This is a genomic window from Serratia sp. JUb9 (assembly GCF_014298095.1).
GTDB classification, from domain to species: Bacteria; Pseudomonadota; Gammaproteobacteria; order Enterobacterales; family Enterobacteriaceae; genus Serratia_B; species Serratia_B rhizosphaerae.
The window spans coordinates 4,382,152-4,404,311 of sequence record NZ_CP060416.1 but is presented as its reverse complement, the minus strand read 5'-3'; the positions used below and the strand labels follow the sequence as shown (position 1 = coordinate 4,404,311).

The following is a 22,160-nucleotide window of genomic DNA, read 5'->3' as shown; positions in this document are numbered from 1 at the left end:
CTATAACTCCCAATCAATATCTTTTAAAGACTGAATGTCCAGCCCGGTTAAAGGCAGATTAAACCGCCAGCGGTTCACGCCATCGTTAAGTTCAACGTATTCACGTTGCTCGTCCTGGACGTTAATGCCGGCTTCTCTCGCCATGCTAATCCAGATGGCGAATGTTTCTAGATCATGGAGTGGGGGCAGCAATGTTGCCAGTTCGGCAAGGCTGACCGGCCGTTGTTCTTGCGCCAATAGATGCAGGGTTTGTTGGATCAGCGCTTGACGATCTAAGCCATTAAACGCATCCCAGAAATCATTGCCAATCTGGGTCAGGTCGGTGGCATGGTTACTTAGATCTAGCGCTTGTTCCGCATCATTATCCGCTTCTTTAAAGCGCAAACGCTCAATAGCGGGGATCCCCGTTACAGGTACGCCCACTGCGGGGAGCGGCACTTCTTTTTTACGTATCGCCTGGCGCTGCCAGTCGATTTCAGTGGCCAGACCTAGCAGCGTATTGAGCAACTGTCCAACGCGATGGTGCTCAGCGGCAAGGCCAGTTTTCATAAAGCCGCGCACGTCTCGCTCACTGCGTGAACGTGCCTGGAGAACGCTTTGCGATTCATCCACCAACCGTTTTACCAACCAGCGCAAATCATGACGCTGTATACGGCTGAGAGCGCTTTCCGCTGCGGGATGGCTGAGGATAACGCGCAGTTGCTCGCTCATTGTGGTTAACGCTCCGGGTTGACGAAGCTGTTGTTGAAAACTGTCGAAGACTCTTCCTTCGGCAGTATTCAGCAGTGCTTCCTGATCGTTTAGCAAACGTTCTACGATCTCACCGCGATGATATTGCTCGCCGATGATCGATTGACGTAGCGCACGATCGGCTTCACGCCAGGAATCTTCTACACGACGAAAATCGGCCTTCAGGCCGCTGGCCAAGTTAAATACTTCGCGAATATGTTCAACCGCCTGATGGCGATCAAGGATCTCTATGTTTCCAGCTTCTGCCTGTTGCAGCTCGCGTTCCAACTCGGCAATACGGCGGCGCAGTGTGGAAATACGGTTGGCTGGGTTAGGGTTGAGTCGGGTTTCCAGGTTTTCGATTTCGCGCTGAACAGTGGATAAGCGTGATGCGGTAGAGGTCATAAAACGGTTATCCAATGTATCAACAAAGGTGAGTGCGACCTCCAGTGCATCGGTGGCGAACAGTCGTCCATCGCGCTCAATGATTAGGCGACGTTTAATCCATTCTCTTAATTCACGACTGGCCTGTAATGGCGTGTTTTCCGGCATGATTTCATACTGGCTTTGTCCTGCATGGGCGCTAAGAATGCCAGATAACGACTGGATAGCCTCTTCCAACAGAATGCCGTCGTGCGATTTTTCAAATAGCGTTTTGAGGCAGCTTAGTACCAGCGGTGCGCGATGGGCGGCAAGTAATACCCATGCAGGGTGCTGGTTCCTTGCTGAAATATAGCGACTGGTGCGCTGGTTGCTTTTCTCTTCCATGCTGTAAAGTTATTCCATAATGTGAACGGGTAACCTCATCAGTGGATGATGATTCGCTGTTGTATGTTTATGATCCAGTAGTTTCTTTATTTTTGTGATGCCCATCACTTAATATGAGCTAATTCCCATAAAATAAAGAATGCATAACAAGAAATTTAAATTTTTTTGTATAATAAACCGCTGGTTACACGAATAGTAAGATGTTGAATTTACATGCGCTCCGTCAGAATAGTGCTCGATTTACAAGAATATAATGGCAAGCCATATTATATCCTCACCGCATTCCCAACACCGTAGGCAACGTATGCAAAACTTTTATTATCTTGACCAGCTGATCCAAGGCTACTTCAACCAAGACGCCGACCTGATCAACGAGGGTGAAGACTCAATCGAAGGGATTATCGCCCTGTTCAAGCAGACGGCGTCTGACGAAGTACTGAAGGAACTGGCAGATGAGGTTGATGCCTTCCTGAATAGTTATCAGGATCGACTAGAGGAAGCGTTTACGCAGCGTTATGGCTTTGATTTTTCGCCGCAGCTGTGGGAGACCACGGCGCATGATTTCCTGCAGACGGTGCGCTCGATGGCTCTTGGCCAAACAGCAACACACTAAGCAACAGCACGCCAGCCGCCATCCATCGCGCGGCTTTATCTCAAGCCTTAAAAATCTGCTTTCGGTGCCAGCCGACGTACTGCTCCGCAGGCCATAGCGCCTTGTCTTGGGGCAATAACAGCCGCTGTTGGTTCTTCTGCCAGAACAGCTGATCTACCACCGGGCTGCGGCTTACGCCGCCGGAGATACGGATCGTCATATATTCATCCAGCCCAAATGCGCCCATATCAAAGGCGGAGTGATGCAGCGAGCACAGCGCTATTCCGTTGCTGATCACGCACGGGCCGCCGTACACCTTCCAATGAATATGCGCAGCCTCAATGCCGACCAGAGCGCCGTCCAGTCGCAGATCGTAACCGCAGAAGGCGCAGCGGGAGTGGTAGGCGCGCAGCACGATCTCCCGAAAGCGTGGATCGCGGTTGTTGGAACGGTCGATAAAATCAAAGCCCAGCTGATTGGCCAGAATGCGCTGGACGCTTTCAGGGAAGCGATCGGTCAGGATCTGTTGCGCCAGCTTATCGATCTCCTGCGGATGTTCCTGCAGTCGCCGGTAGTGCAACTCATCAAAGCCGCCGGCAACCTGATTATCAATCAGCTCCTTTTTGGTGGGCTGAGTGTTCCCCTTGCGCGGCTTACAGCTCTCCGCATTGGCGATCTCCCAGAACCCGTCGCTCCTCAGGCGCCAGAAGGGCATATTGGGGTAGTCGGTACGGCGCTTGGGGCCGAACTCTTTCAGCAGCCGGGTCAGCGGCTCATGGATCTCCCGGCCATAGTTAAACAGGCGCGGGTGGCCGGCTTTGTACTGCGACAGCACATACAGCAGCAATAAGGGTTTATGCGGCGCGCACACGTCGCCCTGACGCCATACCGAAACGTTAGAGATGGCCGATTGTAATGCTGCAAATGTTGTCATAGGGATGAACCGCTTAACGGGCTGATGTTATTGCGATCATGCTCGCAAAAACGGGGAAGTTCAATCGCTACGGCTGCGGTAAACAGACCGGGCAGGATGCGCGACGGCCCGTGTTACGCAACCTGTTTACAGGATGCGCGTAAGACCCCACCGATTGACGGTTCGGCTGAGAAAGTGCTCTTATCTCATCTGGCTCAGGATGGCAGGATTCTTATATGGAAAATGAACAGGGCAAGTCATGAACAAATGGATATTATCAGGGGCAATACTCCTGCTAACGGGATGCCCCGGCCCGATGGATCCGGTAACGCTTACGCTGCTGGCGCAGGCTGCGGTGGTGGATAACCGGGTCTGCATCACCGTTCCGGCCGAAGAGGGGGAGAAGGTGTTCTCCGTCCAGTTTGGCAGCGATGCGGGGCAGGAGATGTATAAAACCTTTGGTGATGCGGATAAGCAGTTCAAGGCGGTAAAGGGCGCATGCCTGCCCACCTTTGGTTTTGCATTCAAGCCTGATAATACCTATGCCGTTTACTACCGTCTGGAAAAGAACCCCACGGAAAAAGGGCGGCTGTTTGCGGCACGCTTCTCGCTGACGCAAGATAGCAACGGCTGGCTGCAAATAGTGCAGTACCAACGATGATTTTTAGCGATGCTCGGCACAGATACCCCATCTGACGCCCAACACAGACTGAGCCAGGCTCTCTCCCTGACTCAGTTCATGCTGCTTCCTGAAGCTGGCGTCATGCCGCCCTCAGCCGCGTTGATCTTGATCTTACCCGCGTAAGCGGGTCAGGCAGCGGTCAAGCGCGCTCACCAGCCAGTCGATATCTTCCTCCTGGAAGCATAACGGCGGACGCAGCTTAAGGACGTTGCCGTAAGGACCGGCGACGGAGGTCAGCACAAACTCCTCGCGCAGCGCTTCGATCAGATTCAGCGCCAAAGCTTTATCCGGCTGCTTGCTTTCCCGGTCGGTGACCAGCTCAAAGCCAATAAACAGCCCTGCGCCGCGCACGTCGCCGACGCATTCATGCTTATCCTGCAAGGTGCGCAGCGCCGCCAGCAACTGCTGGCCGGTATGCAGGCTGTGGGCCTGCAGTTCTTCCTGCTGAATCACGTTCAATACCGCCTGGGCCGCCGCCATGGCAACGGGGTTGCCGCCAAAGGTATTAAAATAGGGAAGCGCATCGCTGAACGCCGCCAGCACCTCCGCCTTAGCCATCAGTCCCGAGACCGGGAAACCGTTGCCCATCGGCTTGCCGGTGGTCACGACATCCGGCACTACATCGTGGCGGGCAAATCCCCAGAATGCTTCGCCGGTACGGGCAAAGCCGGGCTGGACCTCATCGGCAATAAAAATCCCGCCGTTTTTATGGACGACGTCGATCGCCGGCTGCAGAAAGCCGCGCGGGCCAGGCAACACGCCGTCGGAAGAGAAAATCGAGTCAGCCAGGAAACCGGCAAACTTAATGCCGTGGGCCGCCATATCATCAATCTGCTTTTGTATCTCTGCCGCAAACCAGGCTCCGGGGTCGGCGGTCTGGTTGCGGTAAAAATCCGGCGCGGCCACCAGGCGGGTTTCAGGGGGCAGAGGCTGGCCGCTGCCCAGCGCCGGCGATACGCCGGAGGTGAGCGAACTGGTGCCGTGGTAGGCCTCGCGGGAGACAATAATCCCGGTGCCGCCGCTCCAGGCGTGGGCAATGCGAATCGCCAGATCGTTGGCCTCCGAGCCGGTGCACATATACATCGCCCGATTGATTTCTGCGGGCAGGGTGGCAAGCAGCGACTCGCTGTAATCAAGAATATGTTCATGCAGATAGCGGGTATGGGTATTTAACTGCATCATCTGCTGGTGAACGGCGTCGATCACCGCCGGATGGCAGTGGCCGATACTGGCGACGTTGTTGTAAACATCCAGGTATTTATTCCCCTGTTTATCCCACAGATACTGGCCTTGGCCGCGCACCAGATGCACCGGATTACGGTAAAACAGCCGGTAGGACTCGCCGAGGATTTTGCTGCGTTTATCGGTTAAGCGGCGGATCTCCGGGGCCAGACTATCGGCATGCTCGGCACGAAAGCTATTGGTGTCCATGATGGTGGATTGTACGGTCATAATGACTCCTTGATTCAGGCGCAGAGGCAGATTTATTCGTTGGTTGCGGCAGCCGGAGTGCGGGCAAGCGCGTTTCTCCGGGCATGCGTGGTCAGAAAATAGAGATAACCCGCAACCATAAACGCCAGGAATAGCACGCCAATCTGCGGGTTAAACCACAGCATGGCGGCCAGACAAACGACGGCGCAGCACAGGGCAATAGCGGGGATTAACGGGTAGCCGGGGGCCATGTAGCTGCGGAGTAAGCCGGGTTCACTGCGGCGCAGCTTAAACAGGCTCAGCATGCTCATGATGTACATCACGATGGCGCCGAACACCGCCATGGTGATCATCGCGGCGGTCAGGCTCATACCCTGCAGGCTGATGCCATCGGAGAAGATGGCCGCAATGCCAATGACGCCGCCGGCAAGTATCGCCCGGTGAGGGGTCTGAAAGCGCGACAGTTTAGCCAGCGCAGGGGGCAGATAACCGGAGCGGGCCAGCGCATAGAACTGGCGGGAATAGCCCATGATAATGCCGTGGAAGCTGGCAATCAGGCCAAACAGGCCGATCCACACCAGCATGTGCATCCAGCGGGAGTCGTTGCCGACCAGCATTTTCATCGCCTGCGGCAGCGGGTCGTTAATATCAGACAGTGTGCGCCAGTCGCCGGCCCCGCCGGCCAGCACCATCACGCCGACCGCCAGAACAACCAGCGTGATGATGCCGCTGATATAGGCTCTGGGGATGGTCCGGCGCGGGTCCTTGGCCTCTTCGGCGGCCATTGCCGCCCCCTCGATCGCGAGGAAAAACCAGATAGCGTAAGGGATCGCGGCAAAAATACCGGATACTGACGCGGCAGAGAAACTGTCGCTGCCCGCCCAGCCGTGGGCGACAAAGTTAGCCAGGCTGAAGCCCGGCGCGACAACCCCCATAAAGACAAAGAGTTCGATGACGGCCAGCAACGTAACCAGCAGTTCGAAGGTGGCGGCGATACTGACGCCGACAATATTCAGCCCCATAAAGATCAGATAGGCGCAGACCGCGACCAGTTTGGGGTTCAGTTCCGGGTACTGGACATTCAGGTAAGCGCCAATCGCCATGGCGATGGCCGGCGGGGCGAAGACAAACTCAACCAGCGTGGCGATACCGGCAATCAGGCCGCCGGTATCACCAAATGCACGGCGGCTATAGGCAAAGGGGCCGCCGGCTTGCGGGATCGCGGTGGTCAGTTCGGTAAAGCTAAAAATAAAGCAGGTATACATCAGGGCAATAAATAAGGTGGTGACCAGAAAGCCCAGCGTGCCTGCCGTTCCCCAGCCATAACTCCAGCCGAAATACTCACCGGAAATCACCAGCCCGACGGCAATTCCCCACAGCTGCAGGGTGCCGAGAGTAGGTTTAAGTGTATTTTTCATCACTGCATTCCCCGTCGGTGTCATAGAAGAAATGTGATGCCATTAACGCTGGCATGTCGATAATGGCCCGCCGAACGGGGAAAAACTTGACCGCAGAAGACAGATGGCCGCCGGCTCATGTCAATTCAGGAGGTGAACGGGGGAAATGCGGGCTGTGGTCAACTTTCTCTGTCGCCGCGTCAAGCCAGCCCAAAAGGTTCAGCGCCATTCTGAAGCCACCTTCAGAAACAACGGAGCTGGACATGAGCGCGAAACAGTACGACACCCTGAGTAACGAGATGATCCTCCGGCTGGCCCATCAGGCGCTGGCCAATTATCCGCAATACGCGGGTGCCACGGTCCGGCTGCTGTGCCGTTCGGAAAATGCCACCCTGCAGGTGACCCATGCCGGCAGCCGGTTTGCGCTGCGCATTCATCGCGGCGATTATCACGATCGCCAGGATATTGAAAGCGAGCTGCTCTGGCTGGACGCCCTGCGCGAGGCCGGTATTGCGGTGCCGCAAGCGATCAGAGATGGCCGGGGAGAGCGGATTCAGCGGTTACCCCTGGCCGACGGCGGCCAGCGCTACAGCGTATTGTTTCACTGGATCGACGGGGAAATGCCGACGACCGGCATCGATCCGGCGGCCTTCCGTCAGCTGGGAAATATCACCGCGCGGCTACACCAGCACAGCCGCAGCTGGCAAAAGCCCGCGCATTTTCGCCGCATTATCTGGGATCACCAGAGCATGGTGTCGGCGGCCAGCCACTGGGGAGATTGGCGGGATGCGCCCGGCCTCGATCCGCAGGCACATCAACCGATCGAGGAGGCTATCCGGCACGTGGGGCGGCAGATGGCGGAGTTTGGTCAGTCGCCGCAGCACTATGGCCTGATTCATGCGGATCTGCGCTTAACCAATCTGCTGTTACATCATGGAGAAACCCGGGTGATTGATTTTGATGACTGCGGTATGGGCTGGTATCTGCATGATTTAGCCGCGGCCATCAGTTTTGTGGAGCACCATGCCAGCGCGCCGCAGTGGATCGAAAACTGGTTACGCGGATATGAGCAGGTTGCGCATATCAGCGATCGGGAACTGGCGATCGTTCCGGCGATGTTGATCCAGCGGCGTATCCAGCTTACCGCCTGGGTCGCTTCACACCGGGAAACGGAAATGGCGCAAAGCCTGGGAGCTGCCTGGAGCAGCGATACCGTGCGTTTGTGTCAACGCTATCTGGCCGGCGCGGCGTTACCGGTCGGCGTATGAACGCACACTCCTGGCGCATTCGGGGTAACCATGGTGCAAATCATCAGTGGGCGCTTTCATAATTGACTGATTATAAGAAAATTATGGTTGGTATATTTTTTGCTGGATAACTGCCTATACGTAGCCTTCAGTGGAATTAATCATGACCATGATGCAATCAGACAGTGCGTTGTCTGCGCTCTCCGGCGCAGTGGGTGGGCACCGCGGTGTGTTGTCGGCGGCCGCAACGGGGCTTAGTGATTTCATCGGTTCCCAGGGAGGGGACGTTGACCGAATTTTCGGTATCAGCGGTATTGATCCCGAGAACCTCTCCTGCCCAACCCTGAGTCTGGATCTGGTGAGCTATTGCCGGGTGATGGAGGAGGCGGCCCATCTGGCCGTTTGTGATAATTTTGGGCTTTATTACGGCCAGCAGTTCCGGCCGCAGTCATTAGGGCTTATCGGCTATATCGGCCTGTGTTCGGCCACTCTCGAGCAGGCGCTGCGCAATCTGGTCAGCGCCTTTCCGTTCCATCAGCACAACACGCTGATCCAACTGACCGAACGCCATGACAGCTGGCAGCTGGACTATCAGGTGCGCCACGGGGCGATCCTCTCCCGGCGCCAAGATGCTGAGCTTACGCTGGGCATGTTTCTGAACCTTATCCGCCGCGCGGCGGGCAAGCACTGGGCGCCCAGAGAAGTGCATTTTGAACATCCCCGCCCCGAGCAGTGGCACGAGCACTGTAAGGTATTTGACGCCCCGGTTTATTTTGAGCAGCCGTTTAACTCCATGATCATTAATAAAGCCGACGTTGCGCGCAAAATGCCCGACCACGATCCGATGCTGCTGCTGGTCATGCAGGATGCGATCCGGCGTCTGAGCGCGGATCCGGTTAGCCAGTGCTGCGTTCACCTGACCCGGACCGGCATCCAGCTGCAGCTGGTCAATGGTGAACCGTCGCTTGAGGCGGTTGCTGAAAGGCAGGGGCTTTCCGCCTGGTCTCTGCAGCGGCGCCTGCGTGAGGAAAATACCAGCTTCAGCGCGCAGGTTGACCAGGTGCGTAAAGAGATGGCGATCCACTACCTGAGGCAGCCGCATCTTTCCGTTTCGGAAATGGCGCTGTTGCTGGGGTATTCCGAGGTGAGCGCCTTTTCACGGGCATTTCGCCGCTGGTTTGGCTGTAGCCCCCGCCACTACCGTCAGTCCAGGGCGGGTTAGCGGTTTTAATGCGGCGCACACGTGTAGTTTTGAGGCCGGAACGAAACGTTAGAGGTGGTGGATTATAGCGCTGAAAATGGTTGTTATTAGGGAGAACCGTTCTACGGAATGATGTTATTTCTACTATTTTCAAAAGAATTAATAAATGCAATATAGATATGGGAGTTATATTTTTACATCACTTTTGATTATTCATTACATAGGTATTTAATGCGTTTGTATAACATGTTCAGCTATTGACTGGATATGTTAAAAATAGTTTTATTCTGTCTTTTCTGGATAAGGATTTCTGGATATGGAACGACAGGATAACTTCAAAGAAGGAATTACGCGTGTTTTAACTCGTGGTGAGGTTAGCATGGCACGTGATATATTTCTTAATTCAATAGATTACTCTGCAGTGACTGTCCACTGTGATAGTTATTTCCCGTTTGGTTTGCAAAATCCTGCTTATGCAATGGCGCCAAATGGTGAGTTATGGTTCAGAAAAGAGATGTATCAGGCTGATTTTTCAAAAGCTATTTTGACTTATCAATTGACATTTATTCATGAGATGACCCATGTTTGGCAGTTCCAACAAGGAATGTGGGTAAGGTTGAAAGGGTTGTTGAGTTGGGTTGCCGACTACAAGTATAGATTTGATGGTAGAAAGAAACTTAAGGACTACTCTATGGAGCAACAAGCATCTATTATTGCTGATTATTGGTTGTTAAAAAGATATGGTCACCGAACATGGTTAGACTATACAAATAGAGGTGTGAACTTTCAGGGAGTCAGTGACAAGCATATTTATTTAAAGTATGAGTATGTACTCTCTAACTTCTTGAGGCATAGATTATGATGAAAAGGGCCCTTTGTCTCACTGTGTTGATATTTCTACTCTCCGGTTGTTTTCATCTTGGCGATCCTCGTCCTCCCTTGATGCGGGCTAAAGTGCTGACGGTAGCAAATAAGGTGTGCATGATGGTGCATCCTGAGGGGGATGAGCAAATTGTGACGGTGCGTATCGATGAGGTAGGGAACGACCATAATGGATTGGTAAAATATAACCTGACCATCCCTGCTTCAGGGGATAAGTGTATCCCTGACTTTGGCTATCAATTTGCTGTTGGGAAGGCCTACGGTTTCTCGGTGATCCTTGAGTCGCCGGCCAAACTCAAACGAGGTGTTCAGCCTGCTGCGCGTATTTACGGCGTCAGCTTCAGCCTGTGGGAAAATAACGGCCAGTTGGAGGTCAACGAGTTGTAGCTCTAGAAAGGGTAAAACAAGGCGAATACTGGGTTCATGACCTGCAATGGCCTTGCCTTGTTTGGCAGAGATGCGGGGCAGAAGATGTATAAAACGTTTTGGTGATGTGGGCAAGCAGCTCAAGGCGGTAAAGGGTGAACGCCTTCTTACTCTTGGGTTTTGGGTTCAAGCCTGATAACACGGCAGGATAAAATTTATGGCAAGGAAAGCATTTTTACTGATACTGCCATTGCTCCTTTCCGGCTGCTGGATGGGGGATAAGTTCCCGCTGTATCCGGCGCAGGCCAGCGTGGTTAACAGCCGGGTGTGCGTCTTTGTTAACCCGGATGATATTGCCGCCAAAGGGGAAGATGTACGCAGGATTGCCATTTGGCACAACGCCAGCGGCGCCTATGTGTATGAGAAAGCCTATGGCGATAAGCTGAACAAACTCAGTTTAACGCCTGGCCAGTGCCTGCCGGGAATAGCGGAGTATAATTTTGTCCCGGAACAGGGGTATAGCGTGACGGTGAATACCGCGCACAACGCCTATATCGCTAACTTTGTGGTATCTAGGCAGGGCGAAGAGATAACGCTTAAGAAGAGATAAATTCCAGCTAAATGCCTTGTGGAAATGAGTAATTCATATAAATCATGGCTGCGATAATGAAAAAATTACTGGCTGTTAGCACATGCAGCATCTTCCTGACCGGTTGTATGCACCTGAACGATCCCAGACCAAAACATTTCCGGGCATCTGTCACCACCGTTGCTAATCAGGTTTGCATGATGGTGCAGCCGCAAGGGGATGAGAAGCTGATTAGCCTGACGATTAATGAGGTCGGCAATGATAAAAACCAGCTCAGCAAGGTTTACTATGACGATGCGATGACCATCCCGGCTGATGCGTGCGTGCCCACTTTTGGTTACCCGTTTAAGGCTGGGAAAGCCTATGCTTTCTCGGTGATTCTTGAGTCGCAGGCGAAAAGAAAACGGGGCATTCAGCCCGCTGCGCGCATCTACGGCGTCAGCTTTAGCCTGTGGGAAAACAACGGCCAACTGGAGGCAAATGTGCTGCAATAGCGGGCACGGGGCCAACCGATTACGTCGAGTGCAGGAAAGGGGAAGATGGCGGTGACATACTGGTGGAAAGATCTTCTGGATCGTAACAATACCTGGCAAGGGCTGGAGCTGATGGTCCGGAGCGCAGAGGGCGCCGGGCAGGCGATGGAGATGCTCAGCGGCCACCATGGACGCATGGCGCTGCAGGTGCGGGGAGATAACCTGTTCTGGGCTTCGATGCTGAAAGATCACTCCGGCGTCTGGCTGGTCATGAACGTTGAGCATCCTGGGCAGCAAGGGCTTCTGCCGCCGGTAACCTCGCACGACGTGGAGTCGGCCAAAAACAAGGGGCAGGCGCAATGGACGGGCGAGTGGTGCCGCTATTTCGCCCGTCGGCTGCTGGATGTGTCCACGCCGTTGTTAGCCCCGGGCCGCTGGCTGCTAAGGCCAATGTTCTCATCTCAGGCGCAGGGCACGCCTTTGGCAAGCTGGCGTTTTGATGCGCCGGCCAGCAGTATGGATATGGGGTGTGACTGGTGTCTGTACGGCGAAGATTTTCCCGATCTGGCTGAACCGGTGAAGGTGCGTCTGGTTGATTGGTGGTGGGGCGGTAATTTACTGCTTGGCCGTTATCCGGTGCAGGCAGAGGCCGGGCGACTGAAATGGTGGCGCAAAAAGTGCCGCGAAGGTACGTTGCCGCCGATACTGGTCTGGTACATCGCCGGTCTGGCGTCGTTTGTGGTTCTGGACGGTCACTACCGCCTGCAGGCGGCGATAGAAGAGGGAATACCGCCGCAGTTTTTGGTGCTCAGCGAGCTGAAGGAACAGACATTGGCTCCGGATCCGGAGCATCGGGCCCGGGTTGCCGGAGCGTTGGAGCAGCAGCTGCGTAAGAATCCCAAATGCAGCATAGACAGCGTCAACCAGTCATTAATCAATCTGTACGATACCCGTTATCTGTACGCCGCTACCCACAGCCGCGCCGTTCTTGGTAATGGTGAGCGATGGGAGCAGGAGGTCAGCGCCTATCTGCGGCGTCATCAGCTTGGCGCCTGTCTGGATAATATTCTTAACCGGGTTGACGATTAGGCGGTGGCTTCAGCACGTGAAGCAATATGTTTGTCGTGGGCGAGTTCTTTTATGCGGTGGTCTTAAATCAGCCAGCGTCGCATGTGATTATCGCCGGGTTTTCTGTGTCTTCTGACAGCACACTGCTCTGACAGGCCGATCAGGCGCAGCCCGCAGGCTGCGCTTATCATGATGACGTTAGCCCTTCAGCGTTCCGCCGTGGGTTTTAATCACCTGCTGATACCACCAGAAGCTGTCCTTGCGGCTGCGGTTCAGCGTGCCGGAACCGTCCTGGTTCAGGTCGACGTGGATAAAGCCATAGCGCTTGCCGACCTCCGCCTTGGAGGCGCTGATCAAATCTATCGGCCCCCATGAGGTATAGCCCATCAGCTCCACGCCGTCGTCGATCGCCTCGCGCACCTGCACCAGATGGTCGTTCAGGTAGCTGATGCGGTAGTCATCGTGAATCTGGCCGTCGGCGTCCGGCTGGTCATTGGCGCCCAGGCCGTTCTCCACGATAAACAGCGGCTTCTGGTAGCGATCCCACAGCGTATTAAGCAGCGTGCGCAGGCCGAGCGGGTCAATCTGCCAGCCCCACTCCGAGCTGGCCAGATGCGGGTTGGGCACCATATCCAGAATATTGCCGCGCAGCTTCTCCACCAGTGCCGGGTCGGCGGTGACGCAGCCGGTCATATAATAGCTGAAGGAGATAAAGTCGACGGTGTGGCGCAGCGCCGCCAGGTCTTCCGGCAGAATCTGCAGGCTGATGTCATGCTCGCGGAAGTAACGCTGCATATAGCCGGGATAGGCGCCGCGGCACTGCACATCGCCAAAGAACTGCCAGCTGCGGTTGTCCTGCAGCGTGGCGAACACGTCCTCCGGCTTACTGGAGAGCGGATAGGTCAGGCCGCCCAACAGCATATTGCCGATGCGCGCGTCCGGGATCAGTTCGTGGCAGGCCTTCACCGCCAGGCCGCTGGCCACCAGCTGGTGGTGTATTGCCTGATACACCGCCGTGCGGCTGCTGCCCTCCGGCAGGCCGACGCCGGTCATCGGCGCGTGCAGCGACATATTAATCTCATTAAAGGTTAGCCACAGTTTTACCTTGTCGCGGTAGCGGTTGAACACCGTGCGGGCGTAACGCTCAAAGAAGGCGATGACTTTACGGTTGCCCCAGCCGCCGTAGTTCTCCACCAGCGCCCAGGGCATCTCGTAGTGCGACAGCGTCACCAGCGGCTGAATATTGTGGCGCGCCAGCTCATCGAACAGCCTGTCGTACCAGGCCAGCCCGGCTTCGTTCGGCTCCTGCTCGTCGCCATGCGGGAAAATACGCGTCCAGGCGATGGACACCCGCAGGCAGCTGAAGCCCATCTCGGCGAACAGGGCGATATCCTCCGGGTAGCGGTGATAAAAGTCGATGGCGACGTCTTTAATGCTGAAGTCGCCGGGCGTGCGCTCACGCACCTGGCCGAACACGCCGTCCGGCATCACGTCCGAGGTCGACAGCCCTTTGCCGTCCGTCAGATAGGCGCCTTCAACCTGGTTGGCCGCCAGCGCGCCGCCCCATAAAAAACCGTCCGGGAATGTCTTATTCATGGTTATCTCCTTTGTTGTTGCGCTTAACCTGCAGGAACGACGCGCCTGCATGCACATCAGGGGTGGGATAGATGCTCTCCACGCCGGCGTAATCCTCGCTGTTGCTGATAATCACCGGGGTGCTGAGGTCGTAGCCGGCGCGCAGAATCGCCTCGCGATCGAACTCCACCAGCAGGTCGCCGGGGGCGATTTTGTCGCCCTCTTTGATATGGGCGGTAAAGTGCTCACCGTTCAGTTTTACCGTGTCGATGCCGACGTGGATCAGCACCTCGATGCCGCTGTCGCTCAGCAGGCCGAGGGCGTGCCTAGTGGAAAACAGCGATGCTACCTCGCCGTGAAACGGCGCCACCACTCGTCCTTCGGCGGGAATGATCGCTGCGCCTTGGCCCATCAGGCCGCTGGCGAAGGTCGGGTCCGGCACCGCATCCAGCGCGACGGCCACGCCGGTCAGCGGCGCCAGAATATCGTCGTCGCCGGCGGCGGCCGGCGCTGTAGCGGCGTCTTCAGCCGTTGCCGGCTGTTTCGGCAGCCCGGCGATCAGAGTCAGCAGCGCGGCCAGCACCAACGCCACCACGACGCCGATAATTGCGCCCCATACCGTGGTGTCGAAGCCGCTGGCGGGGATGACCTGCGCCAGCGTAAAAATGCTGGCCAGACCAAAGGAATAAACTTTGCTTTGGGCAAGGGCGATAATTGCGCCGCCAACCGCGCCGCCGACGCAGCCGAAAATAAACGGGCGGCGGTTGGGCAGCGTGACGCCGTACACCACGGGTTCGGTAATGCCGAACACGCCGGCGACGGCGCCGGAGCCGGCCAGCGTTTTCAGGCGCGGGTCACGGGTCTTCAGGAACACGCCGATCGCGGCGCCCACCTGGCCAAATACCGCCGGCAGCAGCAGCGGGATCATCGAGTCATGGCCCAGCACCGCCATGTTGTTCATCATCAGCGGCACCAGCCCCCAGTGCAGGCCGAAGATCACGCAAACCTGCCACAGCGCGCCGAGAATGCCGCCCGCCAGCCACGGCGCGAATTGATAAACTACCTGGAAACCGGCGGCCAGCAGTTCGCCCAGCCCGGTCGCCAACGGCCCGATGAGCAGAAAAGTCAGCGGTACGGTGACCAGCAGGCAAAGCAGCGGGGTGAAGAAGTTTTTTACCGCTGACGGCATTACTTTATTGCTCTGACGCTCCAGCCAGCAGCAGAACCAGGCGGAGGCGATAATCGGGATCACCGAGGAGACGTAATTAATCAGCACCACGGGGATACCGAAAAAGGTGATGGTTTCGCCCTCGCTGCTGGCCTGGAATGCCTCCAGCATCAGCGGGTGCACCAGCGCGCCGCCGATCACCATGGTCAGGAACGGGTTGCCGCCGAATTTTTTACCGGCGGTGTAGCCCAGCACGATCGGCAGGAAGTAGAACAGCGCGTCGCTGGCGGCAAACAGCATGCGGTAAGCGCCGCTGCTCTCGCTCAGCAAGCCGCCGACCAGGCTGAGGGCAAGGAAGCCTTTTAAGATACCCGATGCCGCCATCACGCCGAGGAACGGGGTGAAAATGCCGGAAACCACATCGATAAAGCGCGCCAGCAGGCTGGATTTCTCCCCCTGCTGCGGCGCGGCTGCCGGCGACTCGTCGTTCAGCCCTGCAGCGCGGCAGACCGCCTGATACACCTCATGCACATGGTTGCCGATCACCACCTGAAACTGCCCGCCGCTTTCGACCACCATAATCACGCCGGGGTTGTTCTTCAGCCCGGCGGCGTCCGCCTGCGCCGGGTCGTTGAGTTTAAAGCGCAGCCGGGTCGCGCAGTGGACCAGGCTGATGATGTTTTCCCGCCCGCCGACACCTTGCAGAATGTCGCCGGCCAACTCCTGATATTTCATAGTTATTCCTGTTACTTGGCCCTGGGCGTAGCGTCCGGGCATTTCCGTGGTGAGTGCTGGCTGAGGCTGAATAAAATGCAAAAAAAAACCTAAGAGACCTGCGCGCAATCAATATTGGCGACAGGTCTCTTAGGTTTTGCCTGAATCAGTAACAATCCCAGAATGATAAGAAAATACCCCCGACGGCGTCAGGCGTCCAGCGTGTAAACGACTATTCTGTGATGGGGATCAAGATATCATCGTGGCCGAATGCCGATAACCTATTTATTTATAGAAATGTCCGATATTTCTCTGAGTGTCAGCGATAAGGTTAATTACTTTATTTTCTCGGCTTGATGGCGCTGATAAATAACCATTCTTCTAATGCGTTATTTTTATGCGAGCCGTTAGTCAGGCGGAAATGATATGAGAACGATCACATTTCAGCAGGTATAAAATAAAAATGGCGTGTTATTTTATTCTGCTTGGTGTTAACGTTCCGCCTGTTGGATTGTTACTGTACCTTACAGGCAAAACCTACGCCGGATAGCCGAAATACCGTTGCTGTTATGCAAACGGCTTTCGTTATCCGGCGTAGGTTTTTTTGTTTCTGCTCTGCATCAGGGAAAACTTTCATCAGGAAGGAATTAAAAAATGAAAAAATGGTTAGCAGCACTAATATTATGCACCAGTACGGCGGTTGGCGCGGCGGAAAATACGCCGCCGCAGGCCGACGAGGCAATATCCATCTATTTCGCCCGCCATGGAAAAACGCTGTTTAATACCTTTGACCGCGTACAGGGATGGGCGGACTCACCGCTGACCGAGGACGGCATCCGCGTGGCGCGCTATCTGGGCGAAGGGCTGAAAGGCATCAAATTCGACAGTTATTACTCCAGCGACGCCGGCCGTCAGCGTGAAACCATGGCGGTTATTTTACGCCAGGCAGGGGTAAAAGATTACCAGCTAACCGAGCTGCCCGGCCTGCGCGAGGCCTTCTTCGGCGGCTTTGAGGGCGGCTGGAATAAAGATATGGCGGACGCCGGCGCGCGGCAGTTGGGGATGAAAGACGGCGGCGAGTTGTTCAGCAAAATGAAGGCGGGCGAGCTGACGCAGGATAAGAGCCAGAACGCGCTGGCGGCGGCAGACCCGAAAGGGATGGCGGAAAATTATCAGCAGGTGAAGCAGAGAACGCAGGCGGCGCTGCGCACTATTGTCGATAATGCCAAAGCACGCGGTGATAAAAACGTGCTGGCGATTTCCTCCGGCACCTCGATGCAGATTATGATTTCTGATTTGACCGAGGATCCGGCTAAGAATAAACCGTTGTCGAACGCCGCAGTGGTCAAAGTGGTGTATCAGAACGGCAAATATACGGTGCCGGAAATTGGCTCCATGAAATATGTTGAAGTCGGAAAACAGGCGCTCGATAAAAATAAATAACCATAAAACCTATTAAACATTACATGGACGAATAGGCCAGGGTAAATAACCCTGGCCGGGATCGCTACGATCATTTTCTGGGGATTAATGATGAAAATTAATTTATTAACCATCGCGTTAGCGACGTGGGTTATTCCCGCCTGCGCCTGGTCATCTTCAACCGATGTGCGTATTCAGGAAAAGGATGCTATTGACCAGGTACTGGCAGACCCCTTTTTTACCCAGTCACAGATGACGCTGTCGCTGAAAAATTACTGGAAATATCTGAAGGAAGACAATACCGAACCGAAAAAAGTGCATAACGCCTGGGGGCAGGGCGTGGCCGTGGACTATCAGTCCGGCTATTTTGCCGATGTGATTGGCGTGGATGTGGTGTATTACGGCGCGGTGAAACTGGGCGCCAGCGACTATTTTAATACGCGCGGCGTGCTGTACAACAACGGCAGTGGTAATGATAAAGGCAACGCCGAAGGGTATAGCAAATTTGGCCAGCGCAACCTCAAATTCAAGTACGTGCTCGGCGACGTAGGGTTACATGCCCGCTGGGGCTGGCAGGTGATGAAAAATGTCGGCGTGATCTCTACCTCCACGCGTCTGTCGCCGACCACCTATTCAGGCTGGCTGGGGGCCGTCGACTATGGCGGCTTAACCCTGAGCGGCGCGTATATCGAAAGCTCAATGGACCGCAATTCGCCGGATAAAAAACGCTTTCAGACCAACACCGGTAAATACATTAACCATATTGCCAGCGGCGACCTGTCATGGAAAAGCAAACGATGGGACCTGAAATACGGCTACGGGGAAAGCGAAAATTATCTGCAGCGCCACATCCTGCAGGCGCATGTTATGCCAGCAGAACGCTTAAAGCTCGGCGCGCAAATCTATGACACCCATGCGCTGGAGGAATATAAAGCGATGCCGGCCGGCAAGCGTGATTTCGATAATCACGCGCGCCATTATACGCTGGAAGCCGGCTGGCGGGCGGATAATTGGAGCACCCAATGGGGGCTGGGTTATACCGACGCTAAAAAAGAGCATCAGGTGGGGTTTTATCCGCGCCACATGAGTAAAAACTCCCGCGGTACTTTCGGCTCGATGGCGTATGCCGGCGATGACTACATGCGTGACGGCGAGGTGATGCTGGCGAATATCTCGGACTATAAGCTGACGCCAGATTTTGCGGTAGGCCTGGCGGGTAATATCGGCCAGTTTAATTATAAAGGCAACCACGTGCGCACCGGGGAAATCAGCGCCTTTACCCGCTGGACGCCTTCTCAGATGCCGCTGAAGAACCTGACCGTCTGGACCATGTTCGGGCCGGGCTGGTCGTATAAAGCCAGCGGTAAAACGCCGGTGCTGAATGATGACGGCCGCTATATGCGATCCCACACCCTCTCTTCCGAGGTGATTATCGAATACAAATTTAAACTGCTCTGATCCCGGTATGGCGACGCCGTCCCGCGTCGTTTTTATTCGCGATCCCGCTCACGTTTCTCCCGTTGCAAACGCCCCCGGGCGGGGGAAAATGGTAGATTGCAGACGTGGATTGTTACTGCTAAACGCAGGCAAAACCTGATTTCCCGGCCTTCGTCGGGGTCAGGTTTTTTTGTTTCCGGGGTTCAGATGAAAATCGCCAAAATACTTAATAATAATGTGGTGGTGGTTCTGGGTGAGCATCAGCGTGAACAGGTGGTGATGGGGCGCGGGCTGGCGTTCCAGAAGCGCGTAGGCGACCCGTTGGATGCCGCTCTGATTGAAAAAGTGTTCGCGCTGCAGAGCGATGAGCTGGTCAGCCGGCTGGGCGAGCTGCTCAGCCAGATTCCGCTGGAGGTGATGACCGCCTGCGACCGTATTATCGAGCTGGCGCGCGCGCGTCTGGGGAAGCTGCAGGAAAGCCTGTATATCACCCTGACCGACCACTGCCACTACGCCATTGAACGGCAAAAGAGCGGGCTGGCGATCAAGAACGCGCTGCTGTGGGAAACCAAACGCCTCTATCCCAGGGAGTTTGAGCTGGGCCAGGAAGCGCGGGCCATCATCGCCCGGCGGCTCGGCGTGGAGCTGGACGAGGACGAGGCCGGTTTTATCGCCCTGCATCTGGTCACCGCGCAGCTAAACAGCGCCATGCCGGAGGTGATGCACGTGACCCGGGTGATGCAGGAGATCCTGCAGCTGGTGAAGTACCAGCTGCGGCTGGAGTATGATGAAGAGTCGCTCAGCTACCAGCGCTTTGTCACCCACCTGAAGTTTTTCGCCCAGCGCATGCTGACGCGCACCGTGGTGCCGGACGACGACGTCACCCTGCACGGGGCGGTGAAGGACAACTACGCCAAAGCCTGGAAGTGCGCGGAGAAAATTGCGCAGCACCTGCGCAGCGGCTATCAGCGCGATCTGACGGCGGAAGAGATTATGTTCCTGACTATCCATATCGAGCGGGTACGCAAAGAGGGCAACAAGCGAACAGGGTGATTTACCTTGCCGATGCCGTTGTAGTTGTAAAACGCATAGCGGAATCATTTTGCACCGTTAATGATTAGAACTGCTCCTCATCATCTTGCGGCTGGGCATCCCGCATCTTCTTTTTGCCGTTTTATACGGCTTGCTGGCAACCAGGCTTAACCATCGTGTTTGCCGCCGTTTCAGAAAAACTCATCCAGCAGCCGGTAATAATCCAGGCGCGCTTCATCCGGCACGATGCCATACGCGCGGAAAAACGGCGCCACCCAGACGCTGCCCAGGTTGTAGTCGATGCTGCGCGACGCCAGGGCCAGATCCTGATAGCGGTCGGCATAGCCCAGATGGCCGCAGTCGATATAGCCGCTAAAGCGATCGCCGTCCGCCATCAGGTTAGGCAGGCACGGGTCACCGTGGGTCACCACTATATCTTCCGCCTCCGGCGCGGGGCGTCCGGCTAGCAACGTTGCGAACAGCTCGGCGGCGGATTTGCCCTGTCGGCTGGGGTCGAAGTCCGACTCGTCCACCAGGCCGCTCTGCAGGCGCTGCTGCGCCTGTGGGATCAGTACGCTCAGGCGTTGATCGAACGGACAGGCGTGATAAGGCAAGTCATGCAACTGTCGCAGCGCCTGCGCCATGATGGCGACCACCCGTTCAGGCGGCAGCAACGGCTCAGATGCCAGATCCCGCCCCGGCAGGGCGCTCATCAGCAGCCAGTGATGCTCGGCGTGGCGGGTAAATTCCACCACCGCAGGTACCGCCAGCCCCTGCTGGCCCATCCAGCTCAGCTTTTCCACCTCGGCCGGCAGCCCGCTAAACGCACCGACCCGTTCCGATTTTAAAAACAGGTCCTCGCCGTGCCGCCGCCGCAGGCGGAAGACGTCCGCATCAGAGCGGCCGATATGCTGCCGCTCAAGGTAGCCCTGTTCCAGCAGCGGCTGCCAGGCCGGGGGGAGGAGCGGGGTGTTATTGTTGATGCTCATGGGGGCCTCTAGTCATACTTTATTCCCAAGTTTTTTCTTTGATAGCGATTTTTTGCATGAGTTTTTTATTTACCTCCTCCCCATCTTCTCCACTATGTATTCTTCGGTGGCAAGTTGGGCAAATTGCACCTACCCATTTGGGGTGATCAGGCCCCTCATCGGCTAAGCGTTTGGTGTGATGTGGCTCTAAGTAAGGTGTCCCATTTTTCTTTTTAAAGGGGGCTGGCTGTTCGCAAGACTCACAGATACCGGCGGCACGTTTTAGCACGTATCTTTTGACATCTTCGCTGCGTTTGTACCAGGAGCGTTTGTTGTCACTATGCTGGTGAGTGCTTGTGGTCATTGATGCTTTCAACGCTTTGCCACGTAATTGCGCGATATTTTCTTTTTCCTGACTTGGCGTTGAGGAAAAATGAGAATCCTCAATGTCTATCTCTTGTTGAGAGTGAACGGGGAATAAATTAAAGCGAATACCTTTCCGTTGATTGCCATCTACATCCGGGCAGTCAATATATTCCCAGGTGTCGCACTCAAACATACCGGCATATCTAACGCCATTTTCCTTAGCTTTATCTTCAAATAAAAAGATATCTTTACCTTTCTCTTTATGCTCAAGAATGGCTTTATTGCCTCTTGTAAAGGCCATGTCGCCTTTTTGGCCTTCACCGGTGTAGATAAAACTACCATCTTTGGTCCAGCCATCCTGATAGCCGTACTCTTGACCGCTTTCACCGGTAAAAATAAAGATTACCGGAAAGTCTTTTGGCGTCCATATGCCACCTTGATATTGCCCACCATAAAGGTCACGTAGTGCTTTGCGCTGATACAGCGTGCCGCTAACTAAGTAACCCAAGGGATGTGGTGTTTCTAGTACCTCGAAACCTAGCTTTTGCAATACGGGAACTACCGTTTTTGCCCCGCCGCTAAAATCTTTACTTTTTAGTGGTTGGCCGAACTCATAGCCGCAAGCAACGGCAACAATGGCTTTGCTGTCATAGCGTTTACCATTGTGTTGGAGGTGGTATTTTCTTGAAGGTTTAAAACCATATATTTTTAAAAATTTGTCGCGACCGATTTGGTCAGACTCCTGCATTGCTTGGAGTACAGCTTCTCTAGAAGACAACATGGTTATCTTAATTGTCAAAATAGACCTCTGGTTTTCCTTGTTCGCTGCATGCATCCGTTGATGCATTCATAAGTAAGCGGGGCCATAAGCCGATACGCCCAAGGCAGGACCCCTTCGCGGATTCGCTGTAGATTGATGGCAGCGATGTAATCGAGTAAGGCGTTAACCTATCGAGTTATAGAATGCTTTAACTATGCCAATTTCTGCGAAGAATGGCTATGTCTGTGAATATGTTTGGTATCAAACTAAACCTGAGTCTATAGGTAGGTGGATTGGCAAATGAGCCCTATTCCCCAACTCCTACTATGTGGAAATTGCGAAAATATTTGCTCGGATTATTCTTCTGTTTTGATTGGTTT

At 55.0% G+C, this 22,160-nt stretch carries 20 protein-coding genes; 12 read left to right on the top strand and 8 right to left on the bottom strand.

Going from position 1 to position 22,160, the window contains the following annotated elements; genetic code table 11:
- A complete protein-coding gene (locus HF675_RS20790) occupies window positions 1-1,497 on the bottom strand; it encodes a DUF3375 domain-containing protein (protein ID WP_187043703.1) in 1,497 nt (498 codons plus the stop codon).
- 304 nt (window positions 1,498-1,801) lie between these two features.
- Here HF675_RS20790 and HF675_RS20785 point away from each other — a divergent pair, with 304 nt between their 5' ends.
- A complete protein-coding gene (locus tag HF675_RS20785; RefSeq protein WP_187043702.1) occupies window positions 1,802-2,110 on the top strand; it encodes a contact-dependent growth inhibition system immunity protein in 309 nt (102 codons plus the stop codon).
- A 40-nt stretch (window positions 2,111-2,150) separates the two neighbouring features.
- Here the strand turns inward: HF675_RS20785 and HF675_RS20780 are convergent, their stop codons facing one another.
- Window positions 2,151-3,023, bottom strand: a complete 873-nt coding sequence (locus HF675_RS20780) for a phosphorothioated DNA-binding restriction endonuclease (protein WP_187043701.1) — start codon at window positions 3,021-3,023, stop codon at window positions 2,151-2,153.
- 238 nt (window positions 3,024-3,261) lie between these two features.
- Between HF675_RS20780 and HF675_RS20775 the strand changes: the two genes are divergently transcribed.
- Window positions 3,262-3,663, top strand: a complete 402-nt coding sequence (locus HF675_RS20775; RefSeq protein ID WP_187043700.1) for a putative T6SS immunity periplasmic lipoprotein — start codon at window positions 3,262-3,264, stop codon at window positions 3,661-3,663.
- A gap of 132 nt (window positions 3,664-3,795) precedes the next feature.
- Here HF675_RS20775 and HF675_RS20770 read toward each other — a convergent pair whose 3' ends face one another.
- The gene (locus HF675_RS20770; RefSeq protein ID WP_187043699.1) at window positions 3,796-5,136 is read right to left on the bottom strand and encodes an aspartate aminotransferase family protein; all 1,341 of its coding nucleotides are present in this window, start codon (window positions 5,134-5,136) and stop codon (window positions 3,796-3,798) included.
- Window positions 5,137-5,168: 32 nt separating this feature from the next.
- Entirely contained in the window at window positions 5,169-6,533 is a 1,365-nt protein-coding gene (gene eat, locus HF675_RS20765) for an ethanolamine permease (protein WP_187043698.1), read from the bottom strand.
- Window positions 6,534-6,775: 242 nt separating this feature from the next.
- Between eat and HF675_RS20760 the strand changes: the two genes are divergently transcribed.
- The 7 genes from HF675_RS20760 (at window position 6,776) to HF675_RS20730 (ending at window position 12,359) form a co-directional block, all read left to right on the top strand.
- Window positions 6,776-7,780: a phosphotransferase enzyme family protein gene (locus HF675_RS20760; protein WP_187043697.1), complete on the top strand. Its 1,005-nt coding sequence runs from the start codon at window positions 6,776-6,778 to the stop codon at window positions 7,778-7,780.
- A 142-nt stretch (window positions 7,781-7,922) separates the two neighbouring features.
- Entirely contained in the window at window positions 7,923-8,981 is a 1,059-nt protein-coding gene (locus HF675_RS20755; RefSeq protein WP_187043696.1) for an AraC family transcriptional regulator, read from the top strand.
- A gap of 295 nt (window positions 8,982-9,276) precedes the next feature.
- A complete protein-coding gene (locus HF675_RS20750; protein WP_187043695.1) occupies window positions 9,277-9,822 on the top strand; it encodes a type IV secretion protein Rhs in 546 nt (181 codons plus the stop codon).
- On the top strand, window positions 9,822-10,229 hold the full coding sequence (locus HF675_RS20745; protein ID WP_187044780.1) for a putative T6SS immunity periplasmic lipoprotein: 408 nt from the start codon (window positions 9,822-9,824) through the stop codon (window positions 10,227-10,229). The genes HF675_RS20750 and HF675_RS20745 overlap by 1 nt, the downstream gene beginning before the upstream one ends.
- A 196-nt stretch (window positions 10,230-10,425) precedes the next feature.
- On the top strand, window positions 10,426-10,818 hold the full coding sequence (locus tag HF675_RS20740; protein WP_187043694.1) for a putative T6SS immunity periplasmic lipoprotein: 393 nt from the start codon (window positions 10,426-10,428) through the stop codon (window positions 10,816-10,818).
- A gap of 56 nt (window positions 10,819-10,874) precedes the next feature.
- Entirely contained in the window at window positions 10,875-11,291 is a 417-nt protein-coding gene (locus tag HF675_RS20735; protein ID WP_187043693.1) for a putative T6SS immunity periplasmic lipoprotein, read from the top strand.
- Window positions 11,292-11,336: 45 nt separating this feature from the next.
- Window positions 11,337-12,359, top strand: a complete 1,023-nt coding sequence (locus HF675_RS20730) for a hypothetical protein (RefSeq protein ID WP_187043692.1) — start codon at window positions 11,337-11,339, stop codon at window positions 12,357-12,359.
- A gap of 177 nt (window positions 12,360-12,536) precedes the next feature.
- Here the strand turns inward: HF675_RS20730 and HF675_RS20725 are convergent, their stop codons facing one another.
- Window positions 12,537-13,934, bottom strand: coding sequence for a glycoside hydrolase family 1 protein (locus tag HF675_RS20725; protein WP_187043691.1), 1,398 nt, complete (start codon window positions 13,932-13,934; stop codon window positions 12,537-12,539).
- Window positions 13,927-15,816, bottom strand: a complete 1,890-nt coding sequence (gene bglF, locus HF675_RS20720; protein WP_187043690.1) for a PTS beta-glucoside transporter subunit IIABC — start codon at window positions 15,814-15,816, stop codon at window positions 13,927-13,929. The genes HF675_RS20725 and bglF overlap by 8 nt, the downstream gene beginning before the upstream one ends.
- Window positions 15,817-16,449: 633 nt before the next feature.
- Between bglF and HF675_RS20715 the strand changes: the two genes are divergently transcribed.
- The 3 genes from HF675_RS20715 to licT all read left to right on the top strand — a co-directional run bounded on the left by HF675_RS20715 (window position 16,450) and on the right by licT (window position 19,707).
- Window positions 16,450-17,238, top strand: coding sequence for a histidine phosphatase family protein (locus HF675_RS20715; protein WP_187043689.1), 789 nt, complete (start codon window positions 16,450-16,452; stop codon window positions 17,236-17,238).
- A gap of 90 nt (window positions 17,239-17,328) precedes the next feature.
- Window positions 17,329-18,675 carry an OprD family outer membrane porin gene (locus HF675_RS20710; RefSeq protein ID WP_187044779.1) on the top strand — a complete coding sequence of 449 codons (1,347 nt, stop codon included), beginning with the start codon at window positions 17,329-17,331 and terminating at the stop codon, window positions 18,673-18,675.
- A 186-nt stretch (window positions 18,676-18,861) separates the two neighbouring features.
- Window positions 18,862-19,707, top strand: coding sequence for a BglG family transcription antiterminator LicT (licT, locus tag HF675_RS20705; protein WP_187043688.1), 846 nt, complete (start codon window positions 18,862-18,864; stop codon window positions 19,705-19,707).
- Between the two features lie 170 nt (window positions 19,708-19,877).
- On the opposite strand, the gene HF675_RS20700 is transcribed toward licT, so the two are convergent.
- Both HF675_RS20700 and HF675_RS20695 read right to left on the bottom strand, forming a co-directional pair.
- The gene (locus HF675_RS20700; RefSeq protein ID WP_187043687.1) at window positions 19,878-20,675 is read right to left on the bottom strand and encodes an APH(3') family aminoglycoside O-phosphotransferase; all 798 of its coding nucleotides are present in this window, start codon (window positions 20,673-20,675) and stop codon (window positions 19,878-19,880) included.
- Between the two features lie 19 nt (window positions 20,676-20,694).
- Window positions 20,695-21,855, bottom strand: coding sequence for an HNH endonuclease signature motif containing protein (locus HF675_RS20695; protein WP_238404500.1), 1,161 nt, complete (start codon window positions 21,853-21,855; stop codon window positions 20,695-20,697).
- Window positions 21,856-22,160 lie beyond the last annotated feature (305 nt).

Excerpts from the sequence above, each read along its gene's own strand:
- HF675_RS20730 (WP_187043692.1), top strand. The coding sequence starts at position 11,337 with ATGGCGGTGACATACTGGTGGAAAGATCTTCTGGATCGTAACAATACC.
- HF675_RS20700 (WP_187043687.1), bottom strand. The coding sequence starts at position 20,675 with ATGAGCATCAACAATAACACCCCGCTCCTCCCCCCGGCCTGGCAGCCG.
- HF675_RS20715 (WP_187043689.1), top strand. The coding sequence starts at position 16,450 with ATGAAAAAATGGTTAGCAGCACTAATATTATGCACCAGTACGGCGGTT.
- HF675_RS20780 (WP_187043701.1), bottom strand. The coding sequence starts at position 3,023 with ATGACAACATTTGCAGCATTACAATCGGCCATCTCTAACGTTTCGGTA.
- HF675_RS20770 (WP_187043699.1), bottom strand. The coding sequence starts at position 5,136 with ATGACCGTACAATCCACCATCATGGACACCAATAGCTTTCGTGCCGAG.
- HF675_RS20710 (WP_187044779.1), top strand. The coding sequence starts at position 17,329 with ATGAAAATTAATTTATTAACCATCGCGTTAGCGACGTGGGTTATTCCC.
- HF675_RS20740 (WP_187043694.1), top strand. The coding sequence starts at position 10,426 with ATGGCAAGGAAAGCATTTTTACTGATACTGCCATTGCTCCTTTCCGGC.
- HF675_RS20735 (WP_187043693.1), top strand. The coding sequence starts at position 10,875 with ATGAAAAAATTACTGGCTGTTAGCACATGCAGCATCTTCCTGACCGGT.
- HF675_RS20785 (WP_187043702.1), top strand. The coding sequence starts at position 1,802 with ATGCAAAACTTTTATTATCTTGACCAGCTGATCCAAGGCTACTTCAAC.
- eat (WP_187043698.1), bottom strand. The coding sequence starts at position 6,533 with ATGAAAAATACACTTAAACCTACTCTCGGCACCCTGCAGCTGTGGGGA.
- HF675_RS20725 (WP_187043691.1), bottom strand. The coding sequence starts at position 13,934 with ATGAATAAGACATTCCCGGACGGTTTTTTATGGGGCGGCGCGCTGGCG.
- HF675_RS20745 (WP_187044780.1), top strand. The coding sequence starts at position 9,822 with ATGAAAAGGGCCCTTTGTCTCACTGTGTTGATATTTCTACTCTCCGGT.
- bglF (WP_187043690.1), bottom strand. The coding sequence starts at position 15,816 with ATGAAATATCAGGAGTTGGCCGGCGACATTCTGCAAGGTGTCGGCGGG.
- HF675_RS20695 (WP_238404500.1), bottom strand. The coding sequence starts at position 21,855 with ATGCATGCAGCGAACAAGGAAAACCAGAGGTCTATTTTGACAATTAAG.
- HF675_RS20750 (WP_187043695.1), top strand. The coding sequence starts at position 9,277 with ATGGAACGACAGGATAACTTCAAAGAAGGAATTACGCGTGTTTTAACT.
- HF675_RS20790 (WP_187043703.1), bottom strand. The coding sequence starts at position 1,497 with ATGGAAGAGAAAAGCAACCAGCGCACCAGTCGCTATATTTCAGCAAGG.
- HF675_RS20775 (WP_187043700.1), top strand. The coding sequence starts at position 3,262 with ATGAACAAATGGATATTATCAGGGGCAATACTCCTGCTAACGGGATGC.
- licT (WP_187043688.1), top strand. The coding sequence starts at position 18,862 with ATGAAAATCGCCAAAATACTTAATAATAATGTGGTGGTGGTTCTGGGT.
- HF675_RS20760 (WP_187043697.1), top strand. The coding sequence starts at position 6,776 with ATGAGCGCGAAACAGTACGACACCCTGAGTAACGAGATGATCCTCCGG.
- HF675_RS20755 (WP_187043696.1), top strand. The coding sequence starts at position 7,923 with ATGACCATGATGCAATCAGACAGTGCGTTGTCTGCGCTCTCCGGCGCA.